Source organism: Streptomyces sp. NPDC050560, assembly GCF_044457285.1.
Taxonomy (GTDB): Bacteria; Actinomycetota; Actinomycetes; order Streptomycetales; family Streptomycetaceae; genus Streptomyces.
In genome coordinates this window covers 323,817-342,622 of the sequence record NZ_JBITGT010000007.1, presented here as the reverse complement: position 1 = coordinate 342,622, position 18,806 = coordinate 323,817, and the positions used below count along the sequence as shown (strand labels likewise).

Here is an 18,806-nt window from a genome sequence, read left to right as displayed (position 1 = left end):
ACGGGAGAACGGCGGCGCCCGACCCGGCTATTCCACGACCGCGAGGAGCGGACGGCCCCGGGCCACCCACCCCTCCCGTCCACCTCCCGGGTCCCGTCCACACCCCGGGTCCTGTCCACACGTCCCGCTCCCGTTCACACCCCCCGGCCCCCTTCCACCCCCCCCGGGCCCCCTTCCACCCCCCGGCCCCCTTCCACATCTCCGGGCCGGGCCTCATCCCGGGCCGGGCTTCACCCCCGGGTCGCGGTGTCCCGGCCGCCGCGCGGCCGGATGCGGCCGAGGCGGCGGGCCCTGGCCAGGAAGTACACGGTCGGCACCAGGCACACCACGATCGCGAACACGCTCGCCTCGGGCCCGAAGGCGCCGCCCGACACCGCCTGCGCGCCGTGCGCCGCGCCGTCCAGCAGTCCGGTGCCGCCGTCGCCCGCGCCCGAGACGGTGCTGCCGAAGATGCCGCCCTCCGCCATGTTCCAGCCCAGGTGGAGGCCGATCGGCAGCCACAGCGAGCGGGTCGCCGCGTAGACCGCGCCGAACAGCAGGCCCGCCTCGATCGCGATGGCGAGCGCGCCCCAGACGGTGGCCCCCTCGTTGACCAGGTGCAGCGCGCCGAAGAGCACCCCGGACACCGCCAGCGCCCCCCAGGTGCCCGTCCTCTCCTCAAGCACCCTGAACAGCGCGCCCCGGAAGACCAGTTCCTCCGTGACCGCCACGCAGCACATCAGCCCCAGTGTGGTCACCGCCCCGCCGAACGACCCCCAGCCCGCCACCCGGTAGCCCCCGCACGCCGCGATGAGCCCGAGCGTGGCGCCGAAGAGCCCGAGCCCAAGCAGCGCGCCGCGGCACACCCCCGACCTGGCGTCCCGCAGCGCCAACTCCTCGGGCCCGCCCCGCCCTTCGACCGTGCGCACCAGCCACACATACGCCCACAGCGCGAGCGCCGCCGTGCCCACACCGGACAGCAGCGCGGTGAACGGGGTCGCGTCGGCAAGGGAGTTGACCCCGGTGGTGGCGGCCTCCACACCGAGCAGCGGTACGAGCAGCGCGGGCAGCCTGACCCAGAAGGACCGCGCCCACCCCGGCCGCCCGCCCTCTCGCACCCCGCGGGCCCCCGCCGCCGTGCCGTCCACCGCCCCGGCCACGGGCTCCTCGTCACGCGTCGACATGGCGTCCTCCTCCCGGTGCCGGCGCACTCGCCCCGGCTTCGATGCAAGAAACGTACGAGGTCAGGGCGGTGTGAAGGGTCCCCGCAGGGTGGACAGCCGAGGGCCGTCGGCATCCCCCGGGAGAGCTACCCCGCCCCGCACCACGGGGGGATTCGCGGGCACACCGCCCGGCGCTACGTTCGTCCCACGAAGGCGCCGCGCGAGGCGGCCCCAGCACAAATCCGCGAGAGGCCAGGAATGCCGTGAGCGACCCCGTGCCGAGCCACCCACGCCCCACCCCCGGCGGCACCCCGTGCCGATAGACGCACCGTCGAGTGCCACCGCACGGCCACGGACCCTGGGGGAGCGCCGCCGTGCCTCCGCAGGACGGTGGCGTGCCTCCGCAGGGTGGTGGCGTGCCCCCGCAGCGCGGTGGCGGGCCTCCGCAGCGCGATGGCGGGCCCTCACCGAGTGGTGGCGCGCCCGCCCCCAGCCCGTCAAGGACCGCGAACTCGCCGCCCTGCTGGCGCTGTTGGCGTTCACGGAACCGCTGTCCAAGGTCGCCCCGCAGTTCGGCGACCTGCCGGTACGCGGCATCGGCGCGGCCGGTGTCCTGCTGACCCTGGGGGAGGTGGTCCCGCTCGCGGTGCGCACCCGGTGGCCCGCATGCTGCCTCGCGTTCAGTTGTGGCTCGTTCGCCGTCCACGAGGCCATGGCGTACCCGCCGACCTTCGGCGGCATCGGTGTCTACCTCGCGCTCTATTCGGCCGCGGCCCACCTGACCCGCCACCGGGGCGCGCTCGCCGCCGCGGCCACCGCCGCGTACCTCGGCTTCGCACTCGCCCTCCACGCCCTCGGCTCGCCCGAACGGCCCGCCGACTACGGCCTGTTCTTCCTCGCCCTCGCGGTGGTCTGGGCCGCGGGCGCTGTCATGCGCGGGCGCCGCGCCGAGGAGGCGGAGCGGCGGCGGCTGGCCGCCGAGTCCGCCATGGCCGCCGAACGCAGCCGTCTGGCACGGGAGTTGCACGACGTGGTGACACACCATGTGACCGCGATGGTGGTGCAGGCGGACGCCGCCCAGTTCCTCGCCGCGGCACCCGACCGCCTCACCGGCAACCTGACCGCCATCAGCGGCACGGGCCGCCGCGCCCTCGCCGAACTGCGCTTCCTGCTCGGGGTGTTGGAGGCGACCGGGGAAGGGCAGGGGGCCGACCGCTCGCCGCTGCCCGGCAAGGTGCAGGATCTGGTGGAGCAGAGCAGGCTCGGCGGCCAGCCGGTCGAGTTCACCGAGGAGGGGGAGCGCGTGACGAGGGCGATCGGGGCCGAACTCACCGCGTACCGGATCGTGCAGGAGTCCCTGACCAACGCGGTGAAGTACGCCGCGGGACGGCGGACCCTCGTACGTATCGCCCACACCGCCGAGTGGACCGATATCGAGGTCACCACCGAAGGGCCCGGGGACGGCGCCCCCGCGGCCGACTCCCCCGCACTGCGCCGCGGCGGCCCCCATGTCTCGGGCGGGCGCGGCCTCGGCGGCCTCAGGGACCGGGTCGACCTGCTCGGCGGCGAGTTCACCGCGGGGCCGCGCGGCGACGGCGGCTTCGGCGTGCGGGCCCGTATCCCCGCGGCGGCGGCCTCGTGACCGGGCCCGCAGAACCGCTCCCCACCGCCGCCCCCGACGCCGGGATCAGGGTGCTGATCTGCGAGGACCAGCCGCTGGTGCGGGCCGGTTTCGCCACCGTCTTCGCCGCGCAGAACGACATGGAGGTCGTCGGCGAGGCGGCCGACGGGCGGGCCGCGGTGGCGGCGGCCGAGCGGCTGCGGCCCGACGTCGTCGTGATGGACATCCGCATGCCGCTGCTCGACGGCATCGAGGCCACCCGCCACCTCGCGGGCCCCGACTCCCCGAGCCCCGCCCGCATCCTCATCGTCACCACCTTCAACGTCGACGAGTACGTGTACGAGGCGCTGCGCGCGGGCGCCAGCGGCTTCCTGCTCAAGGACGCGCACCCGGGCGAACTCGTGGCCGGGGTGCGGACCATCGCCCGCGGCGACTCCCTGCTCTCGCCCGCCGTCACCCGCACCCTCATCGGCCGCTACGCGCAGCGGGTGCGGCCCACCACCCCGGCGCCCTCCCCCGACAGGGAACGCCTGAAGGCCCTGACCCCGCGCGAGCACGAGGTGCTGCTGCTGATCAGCCGGGGCCTGTCGAACGCGGAGATCGCCGCCGAACTCGTCATCAGCCAGGAGACCGTGAAGACCTACGTCTCCCGCATCCTCACCAAGCTCGACCTGCGCGACCGGGTCCAGGCGGTGGTCCTCGCCTACCGCGCGGGCGTCGCCCCCGGCGCCGACTGACCCGGCACACGAACCGGCGCGCCCGCGCCCCCGCGCCCCGCACGCCCGGCCCATGGCGCCTGGCCTGCGCGCTCAACTCCGTTGCGTAGGCCGGTTGTTCCGTACTACGGATTCAGTACGACCTTGCCGACGACGGTCCCGGACTCGGCGAGCCGCAGCGCCTCCGCGGCACGGGCGAGCGGCAGCCGCGCGGCGACCGGCGCACTCAACTCGCCGCGGGCCAGGGCGTCGAGGACCTGGGTGAGGTCGGCGCGCAGCCGGGCCCTGAAGCGGTTCTTCGCGAGCCCCCGCCCGGCCCAGACGTTGAAGAAGCAGGCGTGACGGCCGTTCGGCAGCGCGTTCCACAGCCAGACCCGGCCCAGCAGCCTGAGCACGGGAAGCTGCTTGGAGCCGCCGTCGTCGCGGGTGGCGGCGCTGCCGTACGAGACGAGGGTGCCGCCGGGCGCGAGCAGCCGCCAGGAGTCGGTGATACCGGGCCCTCCGACGTGGTCGAAGACGGCGTCCACACCGCCGGGGGCGAGTTCCCGCACCCGCGCGGGTACGTCCTGCGTGCGGTAGTCGACGGGGGTGACACCGCGGGCCCGCAGCCCCTCGTGGTGGCGTGCGGAGGCGGTGCCGATCACCTTCACCCCCGCCGCGTGGGCGAGTTGGACCAACACCATGCCGACACCGCCGTTGGCCCCGTGCACCAGGACGGTCTGCCCGGCCCGCACGCGTGCCTTGCGGTGCAGCATCTGCCAGGCGGTGACGCCGTTGACCACCACGGTCTCCGCCTCCGCGGGACCGACGCCCGCGGGCACCGGCACCACGTCCGCGGCGTCCACCCGCACATGGCTGGCCCAGCCGCCGACCTTCACGAGCGCGGCGACCCTGGTGCCCACGAGCCCGGGCCCGACACCGCGCCCGGCGGACTCCACCGTCCCGACCAGGTCGTAACCGGGCACGAAGGGGAACGGCGGCTGGTCGTAGTACTTCCCGCGGCGCATCTGCTGCTCGGCGAAGGAGACCCCGGTCGCCTCCATCCGCACCACGACCTGCCCGTCCCCGGGCGCCGGCACCGTCCCGCGCCGTACCTGAAGCCCCTCGGGCTCCACCTTCCCCGGCAGCACGACCTCGACCAACTCCACGCCACCCATGACACCCTCCTCCACTGCCCGGCCGCCTGCTGGCTAGGCTCACTCACGCCTGTGAGAAGTTATAACCAACGGGCATGCGGAGTGTCAATCACTTTCGCTATACCCTCTAACGGTGCGAGCGTCTGGTGGGGTGGGGTGGCGGTTCTGTGGCGTGGCGGTGCCCGGCTGTCCGGCCATCGCCCAGGGGGTGTGAGGACACCCCCTAGCTCTCGGGCGGGCCCGGCTTGCCGTCCGCGACCTCCCAGCGGTCGTTGGCGCCCAGCGGGTAGTCGTAGGCGGGGCGTGCGGCGTTGCCGCTGGTGTGGAAGGGGCGGCCGTTGTCGTCGACGCGCACCGTGCCGCGCCTGCTGCCGCTCGACCAGTCCAGCTCCAGATACCAACTCACGTCATGGGAGCGGGCGTTCGCGGTGACGAAGTACACCTCGGGGTCGGACTCGCTCACCTTGTACGGGAAGTCGCGCTCCCCCGCCTCGGGGGCCACCACGGGCTGCCCCGCGTCCAGGTCCACACCGAAGTGCCGTGTCTCTACGCCGCCGCCGCACGCGTCGACACCCATGGCGTAGTCGTTCCAGGCGAGCGGCGCGCCCTTGCTCACCACATGCACGTGCAGCCCCTCAAGGACGACGGTGTTCTTCCCCGCCCCCTGCACGGTCAACTGCACCCACTGCTCGTCGGATGCGACCCCGCCGAGCGCGGTGACCCAGCCGCGCGCGTAGTTCTCGCTCGGCGGCGGCGGGACCTGGGCGGGCTCACGGTCGATCAGATAGTGCTGGTCGCACGGGCCTTTCCAGTGGTACGCGTCGGTGACCACGGTGGGCGGTGTGGCCTGCCCCGCCGCCTGGTCGCCCGAGCCCTGCGCGGGGGCCGAGCCCGTGGCGCCGGGTTTGCGGGAGGCGGTCGAGGACGGGGACGGGGAGCGGTCCCGGCCGTTCGGGGAGGCGGCGGGCCGCTTGTCGCCGCCCGGGTGCGCGGTGTCTCCCGCGGCGGCTCCCCCGGCCGCCTTCCCGCCGTCGGTGCGGCCGCCGTCGGGCAAAAGGTTCACGACGAGCACGGTCGCGAGCGCCACCGCGGCCACGCCGGCCCCCGCCAACGCCACCCTGCGCCGTTGGCGCTGCCGCGCGGCGGGGGAGGGGGACGTTCCGGACGCGGGCGCAGGGGCGGCCGCCGGGCCGGAGGGGGCGCCTTCCGCGCCCGCGGCTTCCGCCCCCGAAGCTTCCGCTTCCCCCGAAGCGCCTGGGATTCCCGGGGCTTCCGGGGCTCCCGTCGCTCTCGAGCCCTCAGGGGTCGCCGGGGCCGCCGGGGCCGCCGGGGCCGCCGGGGCCTCCCCCGAAGCCTCCGCTTCCCCCGCAACTGCTGGGGCCTCCGAAACCCCTGGGCCCCCCGAGCCCTCCGAAGTCTCCTTCCCCTCCCCAACCCCTGGAGCCTCCGCTTCCCCCGCAGCCTCTTGAGCCCCCGGAGCCTCGGCAACCGCCGCCCGTGCGGGCGGAGCACCCTGTGGAGCGGGAGCCGCCGTTTTCTGGCCCCGCAGCGCGTCGGCCAGTACCCACCTCCGATGCAGCTCCACCAGCTCCTCGGGTGTCGCCCTGCACACCCGCGCCAGCCGCTCCACGGGCGCGTACTCCGTAGGAACCGCGTCCCCGTTGACATACCGGTGCAGCGTGGACGCGCTCATGTGGAGCCGCTTGCCCAGCACCCCGTAACTGAGTCCCGACCGCTTCTTCAGCTCCCCCAGAAGCTCGGAAAAGCTGTCCCCGGCCATCGTCTCTCCCACTCGCCACGTCCCGGATCGGCGTTCCAAGGGGGCTGTCCTCCCCCAGGTCAGAGGCGTACGGGCGTTCCAGCGTTCCGGATGCACCGGCCACTGTGGCGGCTGGGACGGGTCGCCCCGCAAGCTCTGGTCATCCAAGCATGCCGCTCCCGGCGCCCGGTTGAGCGGTAGGTCTCCGCCATACGTACCAGGGGGTCGTCCCATGTCCGCTCGTACCACCCGCACCCGGCTGTTCGCCGCCACCGCGCTCGCCCTCGCCGCGCTGTCCCTGACCGCCTGCAACGACGGCGAGGGCGGCAGCGACGAGGGCGCCTCCACCGCCTCCCCCTCCGCCACAGGAAACCCGGGCGGCTCCGGCAACTCCGCGGGTACGAGCAGGGGTTCGGACGGGAGCGGCAACGCGGGCGCCGAGTCCCCCGGCGGCCCGAAGCGCTCGGCGGGGACCGGAGGCCCGAACTCGGCGGCGGGCTCCGCCGGTTCGGAGGGCGGCTCCGGCAGCGTCCCGTGCACCGCCGCCACCACCAAGACCACCGCCACGGTGGTCTCCCGCCCCGTGAACCACCTCCTCGTCACCGTCACCAACACCGGTTCGAAGAGGTGCGACCTCGTCGGCTATCCCGTACTCCGCTTCGAGCACGCCCAGTCGGTGCCGCCGGTCAACGAGGACTCCAAGCCGCAGGCGGTCGTCACGCTCGCCCCGGGCGACTCCGGTTATGCGGGCGTCACCCTGTCCGCGGGCGACGGCAGCGGCTCGAACGGCCACACCGCCAGGACCCTCGACGTCCTCTTCGGCGACGGCAGCGACGGATCGGACAGCGCCGCCCCCGCGCTGCCCGCCGCGGGCGTCCACATTGACGACAAGCTGACCACCACCTACTGGCAGCAGGAGCTGGACGACGCCCTCCTCTGGTGACCGGGCACCTGGCGACCGCCCCCGCGCCCTCCCGCACCGCCACGGCCCTGACGCCCACCCTCCGCGCCCTCCACGCCTCGTCCGCTGCCGGGCCAACAGGGCATCACCGCAACGGAACTTCCGTCCCCCCGCCCCCCGCACCCCCGGCCCCGTACCGCAAACCGTCGAAGAGGAGCGTGGTGATCCGGGCGGCGTCCTCGCGCCAGCCCTCCGTCGCGCGCAGGTCGCAGACGCCGCCCATGGCGCGCAGCAGAATCCTCCCGTCGACGTCGGGGCGGATCGTGCCCGCTGCCGCGCCCGCGTCGAGCAGTTCGTCGAGGCAGCCGGCCATCCGCGCACGCGCGTCGCCGAAGACCGGCGAGTCCGTCGCCATGATGCCCGCGAGCGCCCCCGCCATCCCCTTACTGACGGCGGCGTGCTCCACGAGCAGCAGCAGGAAACGCCACAGCGCCTCGGCCGGGCCGTGCTCCCCGAGCAGCGCGGGCGGCGCCCCGCACAGCTCGGCGACCTGCTGCCGGTAGACCTCCTCGACCAGCGCCTCACGCGTCTCGAAGTGCCGGTAGACCGTGCCCACCGCGACCCCGGCCCGCCGGGCGATGTCCTCGATGTGCGCGTCGGAGTCCCCGTCGAGAAAGGCGTCGCGGGCCGCGGCGAGGAGCGCGTCCCGGTTGCGCCGGGCGTCGGCGCGCAGCGGTCGTGGCGAGGGCAACGGTGCCTCCATAAGGTGAACCAGGTTCAGTATAGTTTCCGGAGTACGGTTCACTTTACTGAGGAGCAGTGGCCATGACAGTGCCGGAAGAGGGTCTGGACGGTCTGCGCGTACTGGTCACCGGCGCCAGCCGGGGCCTGGGCGCGGCGACCGCCCGCCGTTTCGCCGACGCGGGCGCGCGGGTGCTGACCGCCTCGCGCACCGCGCCCCCCGAGGGCTCTCCCGCGACCCACATCCCCGCGGATCTCGCGACCGAGCGGGGCGTCGCGGACCTCGGCCGCCGGGTGCTCGACACCCTCGGCGGCGTCGACGTGCTGATCGACAACGCGGGCGCCACCACCGGCTCGACACCGACCCTGGAGCGCTCCGACGCGTCCTGGCGCACCGAACTCGATATCAACCTGCTGGCCGCGGTACGCCTCGACCGGATACTCGTGCCGGGGATGGTGGAGCGCGGCTCCGGCGTGGTCGTGCACGTCTCGTCGATCGCCAGCAGGGTGCCCCAGCGCGCGGAGGCGCCGTACGCCGCGGCGAAGGCGGCGCTCAACGCCTACAGTCGCGAACTGGCCACCGAGGTGGGCGAGCACGGGGTACGCGTGGTGTGCGTACTGCCCGGCTTCGTCGTCACGGAGGGCGCGACACACCACCTCAAGACCCTCGCCGACGGCGAGGGCATCCCGCTTGAGGAGGCACGCCAACGGATCGTGGACCGCCTGAACGTCCCGATGGGACACCCGGGCGAGCCCGCCGACGTGGCCGAACTCATCACCTTCCTGGCCTCCCCCCGCGCGAAGTGGCTCACCGGCGCCCAGTTCCGCGTCGACGGAGGCATCATCCCTACGGTGTGAGGCCGGTCCCTGCCCGCAAGTCCGAGTAACGCCCGGTTAACGCCCCGGACGGTTGCATATGTGGCGGGCACGGCGCCGCAAAACACGGTGCCGGCCCGGCCACATCGCACCGATGTAGTCGATGCAACCGGATGCGGCCGATGCAACGGGATGCAACCGATGTGACTGACGTGACCGACACGACCGATGTCACCGACACGATCGATGTCACCGACGTGACCGGTGTGGCCGACACACGGACAAAACGGATGAAGGGAACCGACATGAGGAAGTACAGGAAGCTGATCCTCGCGGGTGTGGTCGCGGCCACGCTCGTCGGCGGCACCGGGGCCGCGATGGCCGCCGCCGGGGGAACGGAGAAGGGGCACGGCAACGTCACAGTGGACGACGGCAAGACCGGCGCCCACAAGGACGGCGGCACGCAGTCCCACGCCTCCCGTCCCGGCGGGGCGAAGGACCACGAGTCGTACCGCACGCCGCACCGGGACCCCAACGGGCCCCGCGAGAAGGGTTGGACCAACACCAGAAAGGACGACGGCAAGCCCGCTTCCACCAGGAGGGCACCCCGCCCGCCGACGGGGGCAAGCCGGAGAGCCACTCCTACCCGGCGCGTTGACCCGGGCGTGACAGGGCCGGTGGGCAGGGGTCGGCGCCGCCGCTGCTCCACCGGCCCCGGGGACCGTCCGCCCGGGGACCGTCCGACGGAAGGAGTACGAGGTATGCGGGTGTTGGTGGTGGAGGACGAGGCCCTGCTCGCGGACACGATCGCCGAGTGGCTGCGCGGTGAGGCGCACGCCGTCGACGTCGCCTACGACGGGGCGGGCGCCCTGGAGCGCACCGACGTCAACGACTACGACGTCGTCGTCCTCGACCGCGACCTGCCGCGGGTGCACGGCGACGACGTCTGCCGCCACCTGGTCGCGGCCGGGTCGTCGGCCCGGGTGCTCATGCTGACCGCGTCCACGACCGTCACCGACCGGGTCTCCGGCCTCTCCCTGGGCGCCGACGACTACCTCACCAAGCCGTTCGCGTTCCCCGAACTCGCCGCCCGCGTCCTCGCTTTGGGCCGCCGCACCCGCGCCACCTCGGCCCCGCTGCTGCGCCGCGCCGACATCACCCTCGACCCCGGCAGCAGGGCGGTGGACCGCGACGGGCGGGCGATCGCGCTCACCAACAAGGAGTTCGGGGTACTGGCCGAGCTGCTGGCCGCGGGCGGCGCCACGGTCTCGGCCGAGCACCTTCTGGAGAAGGTCTGGGACGAGCACGTCGACCCGTTCACCGGCGTCGTACGGGTCACCGTCCTCAAGCTGCGCCGCAAACTCGGCGCCCCGCCCGTCGTCGAGACCGTCACCGGAGTGGGGTACCGCATCCCATGACCCTGCGCACCCGCCTCACCCTGGTGTACGGCGGCCTGTTCCTGGCCGCGGGCGTCGTACTGCTCGCCACCACCTACGCGCTGTTCAACCAGCAGTTGACCAGCGGCGGTTCCGGACTCAGCACCCACCGCGAGGGCTCCGCCACCACACCGCCCCCGGTCGAGGGCGAACCTCCGGCCACCACCGCCTCCTTCGAGGACAAGGAGCGGCAGCGGCTCAACGACGCCGCCGCCACCACCCTCCTCACCCAGGGCGGCATCGCGCTCGGCGCCGTCGTCGCGGCCGCGGGCGGCCTCGGCTGGCTCGTCGCGGGCCGCGTCCTGGCGCCCCTGCGCCGGGTCACCGACACCGCGGCCCGTATCGCCGCTGCCCCCGCCGCCGACCGCGGCCTGCACGAACGCATCGCGCTCACCGGCCGCGACGACGAGGTCAAGGACCTCGCCGACACCTTCGACACCATGCTCGAACGCCTCGACCGCTCCTTCGACGGCCAACGCCGCTTCGTCGCCAACGCCTCCCACGAACTGCGCACCCCGCTCACCCTCGGCCGCGCTCTCGTCGAGATGGCCATGCACCGCGCCACCGCCTCCGACGACGTCAAGCAGGTCGGCGCGCAGCTCCTCGACATCAACGCCCGCCACGAACGCCTCATCTCCGGCCTGCTGTTGCTCGCCGGTGCCGAGAACCACGTCCCCGAAGCGGCCCCCGTCGACCTAGCCGACGTCGTCACCCACGTGATCGCACGCAGCGCCGAGGAGGCGCGCGGGGCCGGGATCACCGTGCACACGGAGCCGGGCCACGCCCCCACCACCGGCGACCCGCAGCTTCTCGAAAGCATGGTGAAGAACCTGGTCGCCAACGGCATCCGGCACAACACCGCCGACCCCGACGGCCTGGTCCGCGTCGTCAGCCGCGCCCACGGCAACCGTGTCGACGTCGAGGTGAGCAACACGGGCCCCGAGGTGCCCGCGTACGAGATCCCGTCCCTCTTCGAGCCGTTCCGCCGCCTGGGCACGGAACGCCTGGTCACCGCCAAGGGCTCCGGCCTCGGCCTGTCCATCGTCCGCGCCATAGCCCACGCCCACCACGGAACGGTCACCGCCCGCCCCAACCCGACCGGCGGCCTCACCGTCACGGTCACCCTCCCCGGGGAAGGACACCCCCGGGGGCCTACTTACTGACGGCGAACCGCATCAGCGCATGCTCACTGCCCTGCTTGATCTTCCCGGTCTCGTTGATGACCTGGAGCTTCCAGGCCCCGCCGACACGCACCGCCTTGGCCACGGCGCACCCGTTGTCCTGGCTGAGCAGGCTCGGCCAGATGTCGGCGACCTGGTGCGTGCTGCCGCCGGTCGCGTCGTACACCTTGAAGCTGATGTTGCGCGCCTTCTGGAAGGAACTCCCCTTCTTGTAGGCGGCGGCGACGAACACGATCGACGTGATGACATCCGGAACCCGCGCGAACTCCACGGTCACCGTCTCGTCGTCACCGTCCCCGCGCCCGGTCTGGTTGTCACCGCTGTGGATGAGCGAGCCGTTGCCCATGGGGTCGAGCGAGTCGAGCCCGGCGAGCCGCACCGGGTCCCCGCCCTGCATGGCGATGGCGATCAGATCGAGATCGGTCCCGGTCTTACGCCGCAACTTGCCGAGCACTCCACCGGTGCTGCCGGCCGTGGGGTCCCAGGAGACGCCGATGGACAGATGAGTCACCCCGTCCAGGTCCGCAGGGCCGTCTTCCTTGGTGAGCGTGATCATGTGTGGTCATCCTCCGTCGCCGCATCCACGTCCGGGCCCAGTCTGCCTGGCGGGCGGCGCGAGGGACGCCGAGGGGTCTCTCCACACGAGCCCCTTTACAGTTCCCCCATGGGGAGCAAACGCAGGCGGCGCCGCCTGGTGGCGGACGGCACGGTCTACGGCTGGTGCTTCTGGCACCGGCACGACCGACGGCGCGGGCACGCGGGATGCAGCAGCACGCTGACACTGTGGCGCCCCGACTCCACCGCCCGCCTGCGCCTCGTGTTCCACCGCGCCCCCGGCCGCCTCATCGCCGACGGCTACCTCACGGAGGGCGCCGCGATGCGCCTGCCGGACGGCGCCTACCTGAACCTGCACGAGCCCAAGAACGTACGCTCCCTACTCGACGAGGCCCTGACCAGCGGCCTGTTCCCCAAAACAGGCACAACAGAAACAACAGGCTGGCCCCTCTTCGACGCTCTGCTCCCACCTCCGCCGTAGCCCGACCATGGCTACCGCACGAGGCGCGCCGAGGCTCCACGAGCGCCGGTCGGACAGGTGGGTTGGTGGACCTGAAGCTGTGAACGTACCGCCGAGGTCCGACAGCGACGACCGGCCACCCACCGCATCCGACAACAAACCTCCTGGCCATCGGCCTGGGCTTTATGGTGGAGCGGGTGACGAGAGTCGAACTCGCGCTCTGAGCTGGGAAGCGATGGCGCTTGCGACGCTCCACGGTTGCTGACCTGCGTGGAGTTGTCTTGCTGGCCGGTGCTGCGCAGGCCCGATCGCACTACTGTTGACCGTGGTTGTCCGATCTCAAGGGAACGGATCTCAAGGGCACGGATTGGGCACGGCCTCGACTTCTGTCGTTCGGCTGCATCATAGAGCTTGTGGGAGCGGTCCCAGACGTCGCCCAGGTGGAAGCGGTACGAACGACCTGGCAGCTGCAATCGGCAACCGCTCACCGCGGTGTGATCAGAAGGGCTGGGCTGCGCTCTCCTTGCTTCCGCTGGTGTCGTCCCGGCCGCTGTTGGCGGCTCGAATCTCCGGTAGATGGTCGGTGATGGCCTGTGCGTAATCGGCGAGGAGAGCCGTCAAACGATCCAACCGGGCGGACAGTTGCTCGTGCTCGTCGATTTCCGTGAGTGTCCAGGGGGCCTTGTTGCTTTCCAGCGCGGCGATGCGCAGTCCGGCCACTGCCGCCTGAATCACTGCCTTGGTGGCGCTCCGCAGGCGGTCCGCGGCCCCGTCGGGGGCTCGGTCGAGAAGAAAGCCGAGTTCGTTCGGCTCGGGAAGTGCCGGCATGCCGTGCTCGAGCCAGAAATCTCCCCAGAGACGACGGCGCCGCGCCTCGGGATCGCCATCGTGTAACACCCGGACACCGCCTGTCTCGTCCTGCCGGACGAGCAGCCCGGAGCGGGCTGCGAGATCGGCGGTCATGGCCGCGAGGTCATCGGCGTACTCGGACATGGGACCCGGCTTCGGAGTGGCCAGAAACGTTCCCAGCTCCACGAGTTGATGCGTGTGCTCATCCGCTCTCGGCAGGACAGCCAGGTCGTCGTCGGCCATCAGGGTGCCCGGCGCGGCCGCACTCACGCGTGCGTGGAGCAGGGGTGTTCCAAGGACCGCGGCCTTCCACGCCATCAGGGCCGCGTCCACCCACCAGCAGACGAACTTACGCGCGGCGTCGCGGTGCCCCTTCGCGTAGCGGGTGGCCAGCCCCAGGCGCACCGACAGCAGTACCGACTCCGCGTTGTACCGCGACCTCTTGGCCGCGACGCGCTGTTCGATGTCGGCCTCGTTCAAGGCGTTCAACTCGTCCATGCGCCGCTCCGCGGCTTCGCACTCCCGGAGTAGGACGGCCGCGCCACGAGCGAGGGCCGACAACGCCTCGTCGATTTCTGGTGCGGTCAGGCCCCCGCCCGCCTCGGCCGGGACGGGTGGAGGGTCGGTGAACGGCGGGTGATCGGTCATGTTGCGCTCCTGCGGGACGGAATGAAGGATTGCGGCGTGCGGCTTTCGCCTCGGCAGAGGACGCAGAGGATCGTAATCTCTGGGCGAAAGGGGCGTGCCAGAAACCGCGGAATACGACTTGCGAGTCGTCTTGCGGTGTTACGGGGTGCGCTTCGTATGAGGGATAGGGGCTGTACGCCGGCCGAGGAGGATATTCCTGACGCGGTCGCCGACGCTGTCCGGCATGGGCTCGACACCTCAAACACTGCCCTTGGTCGCAGCCCTCCCAAAGCCTCTCCAGGCGGCGAAGCACGACCAGGTCCCGCCCGCAGCGTGCGAGCACGCCTAGGACCAGGGATCGCCCGCTATCCACCCCTGGAGCATCTCCAGGCCCGCGAGCATGACCAGCCATGCTTCGTTCGCGGTCTCCGTGTCACTGAACTGGCCGGGGCCGTTCACGACGGAAGAGATGATGTCGCGTCCAGGCGCCCAGTTGGGTACGAGGACGGTGTCTGACCCCCGCCGCGCCTCCGGGAAGCCCTGGCGCTGCTCCGCGTAAGTCCGTGGGGGGCGGCAGAAGACGGGTGTGCGGGCGTAGGGCCGGTCTGTCAGTTGAACGAGAAGCGCGTCGCGGCTTCGTCGGGAGTCACCCCTTGACGACGCCCGGGAACGTCGTGAACTACGTGAGCGCCCTCCGAGCGCAGTTGGCCGGTGTCGGTGTGCCGGGCCATGAGCGAGGCGGAGGCGTGGACGTCGGCGGTGGTGATGTCGGTCCGGCCGCGCTCCGCCTGCTGTTGGAGGAGTACGCCGAGGTCCGGGTTGAACCGCAGCATGGTCACCGGGGCGTCGAAGCGCCTCGCGATGGCGATGAGGCGGGTGCGCGCCTGGGGAGTCACGTTCGTTGACTCGGCGACTGCTGTGCGTCCGTCGGCGAGCCGGGCGGCGATCCGTCGGTCGCGTTCCGCGAAGATCCGAGCGTCCGCCGCGTCGGTGTGCGCCTCGGTGGGTGCGGTGCCGAAGAGTTCCGCGCGGATCTCGTCGCTGGAGACCACGGCGTCCTCGTCGATACGCCCGAGTGCGATCAGTGCCCGGACGAAACTGCTCTTGCCCGAAGCCGGCGGGCCGACGAGGACCACGAGTCCCGCGGGTACTCGTGTCAGCCCCGACGGTGCCGGCCCGTGAGGCTCTGGGCGGGATCCCTCAGCGGCAGAATCCGCCGGGGCCGTCTGCGATGGGCCGTTCGGCGCGGTCGTGCACTCCATCAGAACTCGGCTTCCTCGTGCGGCGACCGGGCGGAAGCCTGCCTTGCTCCATGCCCTGATCGCCGGGCGGTTGGCTGCTTCGGGATCGACCGTCACCCGGTCCCATCCCACGACGGCAAGGAGGTGCCGGACGAGGGCCCGGGCGGCGTCAGGGCCATATCCCTGACCCTGTGCGGGTGGCAGGAGAACCATGTCCACGCCGCCCTCGCGAGGGCCGGAGGCGACGTACTGGGCGTATCCTACGGGATCGTCGCCTCGGAGTACCAGCAACGAGACCACTGCGGGACGCCGCCTTCCGGTGTACTTGGCGGCCACTTCCTCGCGGGTGAGAGGCCGCCCGCCCCAGTTGCGGACGAACTCGGCATCGGCGAACCACCCGGCGAGCAGCGGCAGGTGGTTCTCGGTGGCGGGGACGAGCGATACGGCCTCGCCCTCGATGCCGCCCTCAGATGTGCCCTTCACGGAATGCCGATCCCTTTCGTGTGCGTGTTGTCCCTCCTCATCCTTCCCGCGCGTGGCGGTGCGGCGGGGAGCCGGTACGGAGCAGCCAAATCCGCGTTGCGGCGGTTCGGGAGGGGGGAGGATGCTGACCCGCGGAGGTGCTCCACGTGACAAGCGTCGTACTGGGACTGACCGTGCGGGACCTGGTGCAAGCGGATCTGGCGTCGTGCGGCTGGGCCGGATCCGCGCGTCATCTCAACAATGTCGCCATGCAGTTGGATCGCAGGCCGTCCGGCGACGTCGACTATCTGGCCGTGTGTGCCCGTGCCGGGATTCCGATCGCCAAGGGCGGTGTCGACTACCGGGCGAAGGATGGCGCGGGCACGCTGTGGCAACTTGCCGTCCACCCCGCGCTGCAGTCCTGTGGCGTGGGCACGGTTCTCGTCGAGGCCATGGAACAGCGCATCAGGAATCGGGATCTGTGCCGGGCCGAGCTGGGCGTGGAGGACGGCAATCCACGTGCCCGTGCCCTCTACGAGAGGCTGGGCTACCGCGCCTACGACTACCGGCCGGACGCGTGGGAAGAGCAGGCTCCCGACGGGACGCTGTACCGCCACGAAACGATGTGCACCATGATGCGCAAGGACCTGTCGTAGGACTTCGCCCTTCCCGGGCCGTCCACCCGGGGTGCGAACCGGGCTTCCGGCCGAACCGATGCCCTGGAGGGGGAGGAAGCAGGTGGAGGCCGAGCCGTTTCCCACCTCGGTGGTGCAGCGGAGCTTGCGCAGGAGGCTCCAGCTCTTGAGGGTGGCCATGGCCTGCTCGACGAGTGCGCGGATTTCTGCGTGGGAGCGGTTGACGGCTTGCCGGCCTGCGGAGAGTGTCTCCCAGCGGCCTCAGTAGGGCAGTCGTATGGTGTCGCTGGCTCCGCGGTAGCCCTTGTCGGCGGAGCATTCGACGTCGGCTGCGGCGGGTCGGAAAAGGCTCAGTGCCCCGTGTCCCGCGATAGTGACGTCAACACTAAGGGGGGACAGGAGCACCCGAAGCATGGTCAGCCGGATCTCCCTTCTCGGCTCACTCTGGCCGCTCCGGGTCCCGCTGGCCCGACTCCGTGGGGAGTTGTCCGGCGAGTTCCTTTTCCCCGTACTCCAGAACAGCGCGTGCGGGTGCGCAGGCTGGACGTCCCGCACGATCTGATCGGCATCGCCGCCCGGCGGCAGGTCCCCGTGGTGCGCGGTCTGCTCAAGCAACAGGTACGGACGGGCCGTGGCCGGGGTCCGCAGAATCTCGATGCGATCGGTATGCCAAGGAAGGAGGCATCTGAGTTCGTGATTGATGACCCGTTCCGTAGCCTTCCAGCGCAAGACACTGCGCTGAGAAGCAAAACCGTGCGACTTAGCGCATGCGGAGGGCGTGGAGCCCTCAAATTGGTCTAAACAACAAGCAAACCCCAGGCCACCAACCTGGGGTTTCATCACGGAGCGGGTGACGAGAATCGAACTCGCGCTCTCAGCTTGGGAAGCTGATGTTCTACCATTAAACTACACCCGCGCGACATTCCGGGTGAACCGGGGTGTCAACGTCGCTTACTGTACCCCATGCCCAGCCCCCCGCGCTCGGGGGTAGCGTGGCCTCGCTCGGTGGTGGGTGGGGCGGAGAGGCGTCTGGAGTGCCGTCCCTTTCATCCCGTAATGTGGCTGTTCGTTGGTCGTCATTCCGGCTCGGGGAAGGGACTCAAGGACTTGATGGAGCGCACCGTCGTCCGCTGTGCCGAGGGGCACGTGTTCAGCACCGCTTCGTTCCCGATGCAGCAGGCGGACCGGCTTGGGCCCGGTCGGCTGCTGCGTTGCCCGCAGTGTCATCGGCTACGCTCCGCCGTCCCCGTCCCTGTCGCCGTTCCCGCGGTGCCACAGGAGCGGTAGCGCGCGGCGCGTGTTCGGCCCGGCGCCCGGGCCCGTCGCTTCCGATGTGGATTGCGGCGGGGCCGGGCGTTCTGCGTATCCTCGGGGCGTGCTTCTCTCAGACAAGGACATCCGGGCCGAGATCGACGCGGGGCGGGTGCGTATCGACCCGTACGATCCGGAAATGGTGCAGCCGTCGAGTATCGACATCCGGCTGGACCGGTACTTCCGGGTGTTCGAGAACCACCGCTATCCGCACATCGACCCCGCCGTCGAGCAGGTCGGCCTCACGCGGCGGGTGGAGCCGAAGGGTGAGGAGCCCTTCATCCTGCACCCGGGGGAGTTCGTCCTCGCGTCGACCTACGAGGTCATCACGCTGCCCGACGACCTCGCCTCGCGTCTTGAGGGCAAGTCCAGCCTCGGGCGTCTCGGGCTGGTGACGCACTCGACCGCGGGGTTCATCGATCCGGGGTTCTCGGGGCACGTCACGCTGGAGCTGTCGAACCTGGCGACGCTGCCGATCAAGCTCTGGCCCGGTATGAAGATCGGGCAGTTGTGTATGTTCCGGCTGTCCTCGCCCGCCGAGTTCCCGTACGGGTCCGAGCAGTACGGCTCCCGTTACCAGGGGCAGCGCGGGCCCACCGCGTCGCGGTCGTACATGAACTTCCACCGGACCCAGGTGTGAGTACCGGCGCCGGTGTCGACGGAGCCCGGCGCGAGGAGTTGTCGTACGAACTCTTCGGCACGGCCGTGCGGGAGCTGGCGCGGACCGTCGCCGACGACGGCTACGAGCCGGACGTCGTGCTCTGCATAGCCCGCGGGGGCGTGTTCGTCGCCGGGGGGCTCGCGTACGCGCTCGACTGCAAGAGCATGCACCTGATCAACGTGGAGTTCTACACGGGCGTCGGGGCCACGCTGGACGTGCCGGTCATGCTGCCCCCGGTGCCGGGCGCCGCCGACTTCGAGGGCAGGCGGGTCCTCGTCGCCGACGACGTCGCGGACACCGGCGCGACGCTCGCGCTGGTCGAGGACTTCTGCCGGGCGTCCGCCGCCGACGTGCGTACCGCCGTGCTCTACGAGAAGCCGTGGTCGACGGTGAAGTGCCGGTACGTGTGGCGGCGTACCGAGCTGTGGATCGACTTCCCGTGGAGCGTGCTGCCCCCGGTGCGCGACGCGGCCGGGACGGCGGGGGAAGGGGCACCCTCGGCGTAGCCACGCCCCCACCCCCGCGGCGCAGCCCCTCAGCGCGCCCCCACCCCCGC

The 18,806-nt window shown here is 71.7% G+C and carries 16 protein-coding genes, 1 tRNA gene and 3 pseudogenes; 10 read left to right on the top strand and 10 right to left on the bottom strand.

What is annotated here, in order from left to right; genetic code table 11:
- Positions 1-230: 230 nt before the first annotated feature.
- Positions 231-1,163: a lysostaphin resistance A-like protein gene (locus tag ACIBIW_RS18615; RefSeq protein ID WP_399337365.1), complete on the bottom strand. Its 933-nt coding sequence runs from the start codon at positions 1,161-1,163 to the stop codon at positions 231-233.
- Positions 1,164-1,455: 292 nt separating this feature from the next.
- On the opposite strand from ACIBIW_RS18615, the gene ACIBIW_RS18610 reads away from it, so the two are divergent.
- Together ACIBIW_RS18610 and ACIBIW_RS18605 are read left to right on the top strand one after the other, a co-directional pair.
- Positions 1,456-2,784, top strand: coding sequence for a sensor histidine kinase (locus ACIBIW_RS18610; protein ID WP_399337363.1), 1,329 nt, complete (start codon positions 1,456-1,458; stop codon positions 2,782-2,784).
- Positions 2,781-3,500, top strand: a complete 720-nt coding sequence (locus ACIBIW_RS18605; RefSeq protein ID WP_399337361.1) for a response regulator — start codon at positions 2,781-2,783, stop codon at positions 3,498-3,500. The genes ACIBIW_RS18610 and ACIBIW_RS18605 overlap by 4 nt, the downstream gene beginning before the upstream one ends.
- Positions 3,501-3,604: 104 nt before the next feature.
- Here ACIBIW_RS18605 and ACIBIW_RS18600 read toward each other — a convergent pair whose 3' ends face one another.
- Together ACIBIW_RS18600 and ACIBIW_RS18595 are read right to left on the bottom strand one after the other, a co-directional pair.
- A complete protein-coding gene (locus tag ACIBIW_RS18600; RefSeq protein WP_399337359.1) occupies positions 3,605-4,636 on the bottom strand; it encodes a medium chain dehydrogenase/reductase family protein in 1,032 nt (343 codons plus the stop codon).
- Positions 4,637-4,838: 202 nt separating this feature from the next.
- On the bottom strand, positions 4,839-6,395 hold the full coding sequence (locus ACIBIW_RS18595) for a helix-turn-helix domain-containing protein (RefSeq protein ID WP_399337357.1): 1,557 nt from the start codon (positions 6,393-6,395) through the stop codon (positions 4,839-4,841).
- Between the two features lie 211 nt (positions 6,396-6,606).
- On the opposite strand from ACIBIW_RS18595, the gene ACIBIW_RS18590 reads away from it, so the two are divergent.
- Positions 6,607-7,317: a DUF4232 domain-containing protein gene (locus tag ACIBIW_RS18590; RefSeq protein WP_399337355.1), complete on the top strand. Its 711-nt coding sequence runs from the start codon at positions 6,607-6,609 to the stop codon at positions 7,315-7,317.
- Positions 7,318-7,420: 103 nt separating this feature from the next.
- Here the strand turns inward: ACIBIW_RS18590 and ACIBIW_RS18585 are convergent, their stop codons facing one another.
- Entirely contained in the window at positions 7,421-8,026 is a 606-nt protein-coding gene (locus ACIBIW_RS18585; RefSeq protein ID WP_399337353.1) for a TetR/AcrR family transcriptional regulator, read from the bottom strand.
- A 74-nt stretch (positions 8,027-8,100) separates the two neighbouring features.
- On the opposite strand from ACIBIW_RS18585, the gene ACIBIW_RS18580 reads away from it, so the two are divergent.
- The 3 genes from ACIBIW_RS18580 to ACIBIW_RS18570 all read left to right on the top strand — a co-directional run bounded on the left by ACIBIW_RS18580 (position 8,101) and on the right by ACIBIW_RS18570 (position 11,431).
- Entirely contained in the window at positions 8,101-8,874 is a 774-nt protein-coding gene (locus ACIBIW_RS18580) for an oxidoreductase (protein ID WP_399337351.1), read from the top strand.
- A 719-nt stretch (positions 8,875-9,593) separates the two neighbouring features.
- The gene (locus tag ACIBIW_RS18575; protein ID WP_399337619.1) at positions 9,594-10,250 is read left to right on the top strand and encodes a response regulator transcription factor; all 657 of its coding nucleotides are present in this window, start codon (positions 9,594-9,596) and stop codon (positions 10,248-10,250) included.
- Positions 10,247-11,431 carry a sensor histidine kinase gene (locus ACIBIW_RS18570; protein WP_399337349.1) on the top strand — a complete coding sequence of 395 codons (1,185 nt, stop codon included), beginning with the start codon at positions 10,247-10,249 and terminating at the stop codon, positions 11,429-11,431. Before ACIBIW_RS18575 ends, ACIBIW_RS18570 begins: the two co-directional genes overlap by 4 nt.
- On the opposite strand, the gene ACIBIW_RS18565 is transcribed toward ACIBIW_RS18570, so the two are convergent.
- Positions 11,421-12,005: a TerD family protein gene (locus ACIBIW_RS18565; protein ID WP_399337346.1), complete on the bottom strand. Its 585-nt coding sequence runs from the start codon at positions 12,003-12,005 to the stop codon at positions 11,421-11,423. The two genes, ACIBIW_RS18570 and ACIBIW_RS18565, sit on opposite strands and share 11 nt — an antisense overlap.
- Positions 12,006-12,113: 108 nt before the next feature.
- Here ACIBIW_RS18565 and ACIBIW_RS18560 point away from each other — a divergent pair, with 108 nt between their 5' ends.
- The gene (locus ACIBIW_RS18560) at positions 12,114-12,485 is read left to right on the top strand and encodes a hypothetical protein (RefSeq protein WP_399337344.1); all 372 of its coding nucleotides are present in this window, start codon (positions 12,114-12,116) and stop codon (positions 12,483-12,485) included.
- A gap of 477 nt (positions 12,486-12,962) precedes the next feature.
- Here ACIBIW_RS18560 and ACIBIW_RS18555 read toward each other — a convergent pair whose 3' ends face one another.
- From ACIBIW_RS18555 to ACIBIW_RS18545, 3 genes and pseudogenes are all read right to left on the bottom strand, one after another.
- Positions 12,963-13,961 (bottom strand): hypothetical protein, encoded by a 999-nt coding sequence (locus ACIBIW_RS18555; RefSeq protein ID WP_399337342.1) that lies wholly within the window; start codon positions 13,959-13,961, stop codon positions 12,963-12,965.
- A gap of 587 nt (positions 13,962-14,548) precedes the next feature.
- A pseudogene (locus ACIBIW_RS18550) lies at positions 14,549-15,067 on the bottom strand (AAA family ATPase); the annotation flags it as partial.
- A 99-nt stretch (positions 15,068-15,166) separates the two neighbouring features.
- Positions 15,167-15,664: pseudogene (locus tag ACIBIW_RS18545) on the bottom strand (GNAT family N-acetyltransferase); the annotation flags it as partial.
- A gap of 146 nt (positions 15,665-15,810) precedes the next feature.
- Between ACIBIW_RS18545 and ACIBIW_RS18540 the strand changes: the two are divergent.
- A complete protein-coding gene (locus ACIBIW_RS18540) occupies positions 15,811-16,299 on the top strand; it encodes a GNAT family N-acetyltransferase (RefSeq protein ID WP_399337340.1) in 489 nt (162 codons plus the stop codon).
- A gap of 108 nt (positions 16,300-16,407) precedes the next feature.
- Here ACIBIW_RS18540 and ACIBIW_RS18535 read toward each other — a convergent pair.
- Positions 16,408-16,599: pseudogene (locus tag ACIBIW_RS18535) on the bottom strand (transposase family protein); the annotation flags it as partial.
- A 524-nt stretch (positions 16,600-17,123) separates the two neighbouring features.
- Positions 17,124-17,194 (bottom strand) — tRNA-Gly (locus ACIBIW_RS18530).
- Between the two features lie 459 nt (positions 17,195-17,653).
- Here ACIBIW_RS18530 and dcd point away from each other — a divergent pair.
- Both dcd and ACIBIW_RS18520 read left to right on the top strand, forming a co-directional pair.
- Positions 17,654-18,229, top strand: coding sequence for a dCTP deaminase (gene dcd / locus ACIBIW_RS18525; protein ID WP_399337338.1), 576 nt, complete (start codon positions 17,654-17,656; stop codon positions 18,227-18,229).
- A complete protein-coding gene (locus ACIBIW_RS18520; RefSeq protein ID WP_399337336.1) occupies positions 18,226-18,756 on the top strand; it encodes a phosphoribosyltransferase in 531 nt (176 codons plus the stop codon). Before dcd ends, ACIBIW_RS18520 begins: the two co-directional genes overlap by 4 nt.
- Positions 18,757-18,806: the final 50 nt, after the last annotated feature.